General features: G+C 68.3%; 7 protein-coding genes. 3 read left to right on the forward strand and 4 right to left on the reverse strand.

Annotation, left to right across the window (positions count from 1 at the left end; translation table 11 throughout):
• Positions 1-62 precede the first annotated feature (62 nt).
• Together cysN and K7W03_RS19790 are read left to right on the forward strand one after the other, a co-directional pair.
• Positions 63-1976 carry a sulfate adenylyltransferase subunit CysN gene (cysN, locus tag K7W03_RS19785; protein ID WP_044660973.1) on the forward strand — a complete coding sequence of 638 codons (1914 nt, stop codon included), beginning with the start codon at positions 63-65 and terminating at the stop codon, positions 1974-1976.
• Positions 1977-1978: 2 nt separating this feature from the next.
• A complete protein-coding gene (locus K7W03_RS19790) occupies positions 1979-2728 on the forward strand; it encodes a 3'(2'),5'-bisphosphate nucleotidase CysQ (protein ID WP_099187055.1) in 750 nt (249 codons plus the stop codon).
• Between the two features lie 76 nt (positions 2729-2804).
• Here K7W03_RS19790 and K7W03_RS19795 read toward each other — a convergent pair whose 3' ends face one another.
• Entirely contained in the window at positions 2805-3437 is a 633-nt protein-coding gene (locus tag K7W03_RS19795; protein ID WP_244309861.1) for a class I SAM-dependent methyltransferase, read from the reverse strand.
• A 225-nt stretch (positions 3438-3662) separates the two neighbouring features.
• Here K7W03_RS19795 and K7W03_RS19800 point away from each other — a divergent pair, with 225 nt between their 5' ends.
• Complete coding sequence (locus tag K7W03_RS19800) at positions 3663-3947, forward strand: hypothetical protein (protein ID WP_103000788.1); 285 nt, start codon at positions 3663-3665, stop codon at positions 3945-3947.
• Positions 3948-3998: 51 nt separating this feature from the next.
• Here K7W03_RS19800 and pcaD read toward each other — a convergent pair whose 3' ends face one another.
• The 3 genes from pcaD to K7W03_RS19815 are packed head-to-tail and all read right to left on the reverse strand — an operon-like array spanning position 3999 to position 6639.
• Positions 3999-4784 carry a 3-oxoadipate enol-lactonase gene (pcaD, locus tag K7W03_RS19805; RefSeq protein ID WP_171009923.1) on the reverse strand — a complete coding sequence of 262 codons (786 nt, stop codon included), beginning with the start codon at positions 4782-4784 and terminating at the stop codon, positions 3999-4001.
• On the reverse strand, positions 4784-5986 hold the full coding sequence (gene pcaF, locus K7W03_RS19810; protein WP_103000774.1) for a 3-oxoadipyl-CoA thiolase: 1203 nt from the start codon (positions 5984-5986) through the stop codon (positions 4784-4786). Before pcaF ends, pcaD begins: the two co-directional genes overlap by 1 nt.
• Positions 5983-6639, reverse strand: a complete 657-nt coding sequence (locus K7W03_RS19815; RefSeq protein WP_103000775.1) for a 3-oxoacid CoA-transferase subunit B — start codon at positions 6637-6639, stop codon at positions 5983-5985. The genes pcaF and K7W03_RS19815 overlap by 4 nt, the downstream gene beginning before the upstream one ends.
• Positions 6640-6720: the final 81 nt, after the last annotated feature.

Raw genomic sequence — 6720 nt, forward strand, 5'->3', positions numbered from 1 at the left:
ACCGACCCTTCGACCCAGATCAACCAGATGCCAGCCTCCGCTGGCATGACGGGACAGATGACATGACCGACACGCTCGACGACCCCATCTACAAGACCGACGCCCTCATCGCGGAGGACATCGACCAGTATCTGGAGGTGCACCAGCACAAGACGATGCTGCGCTTCATCACCTGCGGGTCGGTGGACGACGGCAAGTCGACGCTGATCGGCCGCCTGCTCTACGACAGCAAGATGATCTTCGAGGATCAGCTCGCCGCCCTCGAAGCGGACAGCAAGCGCGTCGGCACCCAGGGGCAGGAGATCGACTTCGCTCTCCTCGTCGACGGCCTCGCCGCAGAGCGGGAACAGGGCATCACCATCGACGTCGCCTATCGCTTCTTCGCCACCGAAAAGCGCAAGTTCATCGTCGCCGACACGCCCGGCCATGAGCAGTACACCCGCAACATGGTGACGGGCGCGTCCACCGCCGACCTTGCCGTCATCCTGATCGACGCGCGCAAGGGCGTGCTGACGCAGACCCGCCGCCACAGCTATCTGGCGCACCTCATTGGCATCAGGAACATCGTCCTCGCCATCAACAAGATGGACCTGGTCGACTATGACCAGGCGGTCTATGACGGCATCGTCAAGGATTATACCGATTTCGCCCATAGCATCGGCATCAAGGCCTTCACGGCCATGCCCATTTCCGGCTTCAAGGGCGACAATATCACCGGCCCGTCGGCAAACACCCCCTGGTACAAGGGGCCCGCGCTGATCGAGCATCTGGAAACGGTCGAGGTCGATCAGGTCTCCGACCAGCTCAAGCCGTTCCGCATGGCGGTGCAGTGGGTCAACCGCCCCAATCTCGACTTCCGCGGCTTTTCCGGCCAGATCGCCACCGGCACGATACGCAAGGGCGACGCCATCCGCGTCCTGCCGTCGGGCAAGACCAGCACCGTCAGCCGCATCGTGACGCTGGATAGCGACCTTGACGAAGCCGTCGCCGGCCAGTCCGTCACGCTCTGCTTCACAGATGAGGTCGACTGCTCGCGCGGCGACGTGATCGCGGCGTCCGACAACCCGCCCCAGGCCGCCGACCAGTTCGAGGCGACCATCGTCTGGATGGCGGATGAGGAAATGCTGCCCGGCCGCCCCTATTGGCTGAAGATCGGCACGCAGACCGTCACCGCCACGATCCAGCAGCCCAAATATCAGGTCAACGTCAACACGATGGAGCATCTGGCGGCCAAGACGCTGGAGCTGAACGCCATCGGCGTCGCCAACCTGTCCACCGACCGCCAGATCGTGTTCGAACCCTATGAGACGAACCGGACCTTGGGCGGCTTCATCCTGATCGACAAGATCACCAACGCCACCGTGGCGGCAGGCATGCTGCACTTCTCGCTTCGCCGCGCGCAGAACGTCCATTGGCAGGCGACCGACGTCACCCGCGAATTCCACGCGGGCCTCAAAAACCAGAAGCCCGCCGTGCTGTGGTTCACCGGGCTTTCGGGGGCGGGCAAGTCGACCATCGCCAACCTTGTCGAAAAGAAGCTGGCGCGGATGAACCGCCACACCTTCCTGCTCGACGGCGACAATGTCCGCCATGGGCTGAACAAGGATCTGGGCTTCACCGACGCCGACCGGGTGGAGAATATCCGCCGCGTGGGCGAGGTGGCGAAGCTCATGACCGACGCCGGCCTGATCGTCATCACCGCCTTCATCTCGCCCTTCCGCGCTGAACGCGAGATGGTGCGCCAGATGATGAAGCCGGGCGAGTTCATCGAAGTGCATATCGACACCCCCCTCGCCGATGCGGAGGCGCGCGACGTCAAGGGCCTCTACCGCAAGGCGCGGTCCGGCGAGCTCAAGAATTTCACTGGCATCGACAGCCCCTATGAAGCGCCCGAAAATCCGGAAATCCGGATCGACACCACCGCCATGACCGCCGAAGAAGCGGCCGAAGCCATCATCGCGAGGCTGATCCCATGAGCATGACCGACGCCGATCTCGCCGCCCATCTGGCCGACATTGCGGGGCGCCTGCTGCTCACGGTGCGCGACAGCGGCCTGTTCAGCGCCGGGGCGCTGGGCAAGGCGGGCGACCAGACCGCCAACCAGTTCCTGGTCCATGCCCTGCGCGAACAGCGCCCGGAGGATGGCCTGCTGTCGGAGGAGATGAAGTGCGACGGCTCCCGCCTCGGCAAGTCGCGCGTCTGGATCGTCGATCCGGTCGACGGCACGCGCGAATATGGGGAGGAACGCGCCGACTGGGCGGTGCATGTCGGCCTGTCGGTGGACGGCGCGGCGACGGTGGGCGCGGTGGCGCTGCCCGGCCTCGACGGCGGCATCGTGCTGCGCACCGACCAGCCCCGCCCCATTCCGCCCGCACCGGAAAAGCTGCGCATGGTGATCAGCCGCACCCGCCCCGCCGCCGAAGCGGTCGCCGTCGCGGAAAGGCTGGACGCCGAACTCGTCCCCATGGGCAGCGCGGGCGCAAAGGCGATGGCGGTGATCCTGGGACAGGCCGACATCTATCTCCATTCGGGCGGCCAATATGAATGGGACAGCTGCGCCCCGGTCGCCGTCGCCCTCGCCCATGGCCTCCATTGCAGCCGCCTCGACGGATCGCCGCTCGTCTACAACCGGGAGGACGTCTATCTGCCGGACCTGCTCATCTGCCGGAAGGACCATGCGCGCCAGGTGCTGGACCTGATCGCCGACCTGGCCCCCACCGGCAACTGAAGTCCCCGCCGCAAAAGGACGAAATGGCGGGAGGGGGCCGGAATTCCCCCTCTCCCGCAGGCGGGTGTCCCGCCCATTATCCCCTGAACGGACGCGCCGCCCAGTAAAGATGGCATGGCGGCACATTGCGCCATTCGAAACCCGTCTGGACCGTCTCGAACCGCCGCTCCAGCAGGGGCTGCACGGCCTTCCGCATCTGATAGGCGAGGAACCGTCCATCCGGCGCCAGCGCCCGCGCGCTCGCCTCCATCAGCCGCTCCGCCCGGTCCGGCGCCAGAGTGGAGAAGGGCAGGCCCGACAGGATGCAATCCGCCTCGTCCAGCCCATGATCGGCCATGATGGCGCGCACGGCATCGGCGGAACCGGTAACGGCGATCAGCCGCCTGTCGGGCGTCGCCTCGCGCAGATGATCGATGAAGCCCGCGCTGGTGTCGATGGCCAGCAACCGCGCATGGCCCGGCAGCCGGTCCAGCAGGGCGCGGGTGAAAATGCCCGTGCCCGGCCCATATTCGACCACGCAATCCATCCGGCCCCAGTCGATGGGGGACAGCATGCGCTCGACCAGATAGCGCGAAGCGGGAAAGGCGGAGCCGACCGCCATCGGATTCCTGAAGAACTCCCGAAAGGCGAGAGCCAGATATTCCGGACCGCGGCCCTCGGCGGCGCCCCATGCGCCCCGCGCCACCCTGTCTTCGAACGATGTCGCCACGATTGCTTCACTCTCCCGTCCTGTGATGCCGCAATGCCCGCGCATCGAAGCTTGCCCGGAAAACCCATGGGATCGGAGGCGGGTTCCTCGAAAACCGCCTTACATGGATCAGGAACCGGCCGCCGCCCGGCGGAAGAAGGGTGACAGCGCGCACCATTGCGCTATCGCAGGGATCGACTTTAAGGACTCGGGCGTCATCGCCGGAAGGCAATGGAGACAATCGACATGCAGCAGGTGGACCCGATGAGCGTGGCGCTGGGCTATTGGAGCCTCGGCCTGGAGGCGGCGATGGTGATCGGCCTTCGCCTGCCCCGGCTGTTGGCCGGCAATCCGGCAGCGGCGCTGGAGGCGCAGAAGATGGTGGCGGAGAAGATCGAAGCCGCCGCCCTGCTGCAGTGGAAGGCGATGACCGGCGCGCTCGGCGCGACGCCGCTTTCCGTCATGCACGCTTCCACCGCCCATTATCGCAAGGCCGTGGGCAAGAACCGCCGCCGCCTGACCCGTCGTTAGGACCGACCCCTCGGTGAAGCAGGACGCCGTCCAGGCAGGACGGACTTCGGCTCAGCCAAGAAACGCCGTCACCGCCTCTGCAAAGGCCTGGGGCTGCTCGACATTGGCGAGATGCGCCGCCTCCAGCATCGTCAGCCGCGCCCCCGCTATCGACCGGCCCAGCGCCTCGCTGTGCGGCGGCGGGGTGGCCGGGTCCTTCGTGCCCCCGATCACGAGCGTCGGCGCCTCGATCAGCGTCACCGTCCGCCGCATGTCCATGTCGCGGATCGCCGCGCAGCAGCCGGCATAGCCCTGCGGATCGGTCGCCTGCAGCATCGCGGCGACAGGCGCGATGGCGTCCCCGCCGCGCGCGGCGAAGGCCGCGGTGAACCAGCGCTCGACCGAAGCCTCCGCCAACGGCGCCATGCCCCGCTCGCGCACCAGCGCGATCCGCGCGTCCCAGGCGGCGGGCGGCCCCATGAAGCTCGACGTGTTGGCCAGCACCAGCCGCCGCAGCCTGCGCGGCTCCCTTATGCCCAGCCATTGCCCGACCATCCCGCCCAGCGACAGGCCGCAAAAATCCACCGCGTCGATCCGCAACGCATCGAGCAGCTCGATCGCGTCCCGCCCCAGCCGGTCGATGGAATAGCCGCCCGCCGGCGCATCCGACGCGCCATGGCCGCGCTGGTCGTAGCGCAGCACGCGGAAGGCCCGCGTCCATGCCGCCATCTGCGGCGTCCACATCTCCAGCCCGGTGCCCAGCGAATTGGACAGCAGCAGGACGGGCGCATCCTCCGGTCCGTCCATCCGCCATGCGATGCGGCATCCGTCGCCGGTCGTGACGAACCGCTTCTCCATCAGACCCGCTCCACCGCCAGCGCCAGCCCCTGGCCGACGCCGATGCACAGCGTCGCTAGGCCAAGCCTGCCGCCCGTCCGTTCCAGACGATGCACCAGCGTCATCGCGATGCGCGCGCCCGACATGCCCAGCGGATGGCCCAGGGCGATCGCCCCGCCATGGGCGTTGACGCGCGGGTCGTCGTCGGCAAGGCCCAGCCCGCGCAACACCGCCAGGCTCTGGCTGGCGAATGCCTCGTTCAGCTCGATGGCGTCGAACCGGTCGATGGACAGGCCCAGCCGCGCCATCAGCTTCCTCGTGGCCGGCACCGGCCCGATGCCCATGACGCGCGGCGGCACGCCGGCGCTCGCCATGCCCAGGATGCGGGCGCGGGGCGTCAGTCCATGGGTCTTCGCCGCCGCCTCGCTGGCGACGATCATCGCCGCCGCGCCGTCATTGACTCCCGATGCGTTGCCCGCCGTCACCGTGCCGTCCGGCCGCACCACCGGCTTCAGCGCCGCCAGCATCCCCATCGTCGTGTCCGGGCGGGGATGTTCGTCCGCGTCGACCGCGGTTTCGCGACCCTTGCGGTCCGCGACGGCGACCGGCACGATCTCCTCGGCGAAATAGCCCGATGCCTGCGCAGCGGCGGCCGCCTGCTGGCTGCGCAGGGCGAAGGCGTCCTGATCGGCGCGCGATATGCCGAAATCGGCCGCCACATTCTCGCCCGTCTCAGGCATGGAATCGACGCCGTAGAGCGCCTTCATCCGGGGATTGACGAAGCGCCAGCCGATGGTGGTGTCATGGATCGCATTGCTGCGCGAATAGGCGCTCTCCGGCTTGGGCATGACGAAGGGGGCGCGGCTCATGCTCTCCACCCCGCCCGCGATCATCAGTTCGGCGTCGCCCGCGCGGATGGCCCGCGCGGCGGAGCCCACGGCGTCCAGTCCGGACGCGCAGAGCCGGTTGACCGTCGATCCGCCGACGCTGTCGGGCAACCCCGCGAGCAGCGCGGCCATGCGCGCGACATTGCGGTTGTCCTCCCCCGCCTGGTTGGCGCAGCCCAGGATCACGTCGTCGACGGCGGCGGGATCGACGCCGCTCCGCCCGATCAGCGCGCGCAACGGGATGGCGGCGAGATCGTCGGCGCGGACGCCCGCCAGGCTTCCGCCATAGCGGCCGATGGGGGTGCGCACCGCATCGCAGAGGAAGGCCTCGCTCATGCGGCGACGGCCACGCCGGCGACGTCGATCGGCGCGCCGGTGCCCGCCGCGATCTCCTGCACGGTGACGCCCGGCGCCGTTTCGACCAGCCTCAGCCCGCCTGCCCTGCGGTCCACCGCGATCACGCCCAGATCGGTGACGATCAGGTCGACCACGCCCCTGCCGGTCAGCGGCAGGGTGCAGCACTCCAATATCTTCGGGCTGCCGTCCTTCGATCTGTGGTCCATCACCACGACCACGCGCTTGACGCCCGCGACCAGGTCCATCGCGCCGCCCATGCCCTTCACCATCTTGCCGGGGATGGTCCAGTTGGCGAGGTCGCCGTTCGCCGCCACCTCCATCGCGCCCAGCACGGCCATGTCGATATGCCCGCCCCGGATCATCGCGAAACTGTCCGCGGAGGAGAAGAAGCTGCTGGTCGGCAGCGCGGTGATCGTCTGCTTGCCGGCGTTGATCAGGTCCGGGTCCGCCTCCCCCTCATGGGGAAAGGGGCCGATGCCCAGCATGCCGTTCTCGCTCTGCAGCGTGACGTTCACCCCCCGGGGCACATGGTTCGCCACCAGCGTCGGAATGCCGATGCCCAGGTTCACATAATAACCGTCGCGCAGTTCCTTCGCGGCGCGGGCCGCCATCTCGTCGCGGGTCCAGGGCATCAGGCCGCCCCTCCCACGGTCTCGCGCGCGCCCCCGGTTTCACGCGCCCCGCCGGTCTCACGCGCCCCCCCGGTCTCACGC

The organism is Sphingobium sp. PNB, from assembly GCF_019873065.1.
Classification (GTDB): Bacteria; Pseudomonadota; Alphaproteobacteria; order Sphingomonadales; family Sphingomonadaceae; genus Sphingobium; species Sphingobium fuliginis.

What these genes read in the sequence shown, in the direction of transcription:
- cysN (WP_044660973.1), top strand. Translation starts at nt 63, where the DNA reads ATGACCGACACGCTCGACGACCCCATCTACAAGACCGACGCCCTCATC.
- K7W03_RS19790 (WP_099187055.1), top strand. Translation starts at nt 1,979, where the DNA reads ATGACCGACGCCGATCTCGCCGCCCATCTGGCCGACATTGCGGGGCGC.
- K7W03_RS19800 (WP_103000788.1), top strand. Translation starts at nt 3,663, where the DNA reads ATGCAGCAGGTGGACCCGATGAGCGTGGCGCTGGGCTATTGGAGCCTC.
- pcaD (WP_171009923.1), bottom strand. Translation starts at nt 4,784, where the DNA reads ATGGAGAAGCGGTTCGTCACGACCGGCGACGGATGCCGCATCGCATGG.
- pcaF (WP_103000774.1), bottom strand. Translation starts at nt 5,986, where the DNA reads ATGAGCGAGGCCTTCCTCTGCGATGCGGTGCGCACCCCCATCGGCCGC.
- K7W03_RS19815 (WP_103000775.1), bottom strand. Translation starts at nt 6,639, where the DNA reads ATGCCCTGGACCCGCGACGAGATGGCGGCCCGCGCCGCGAAGGAACTG.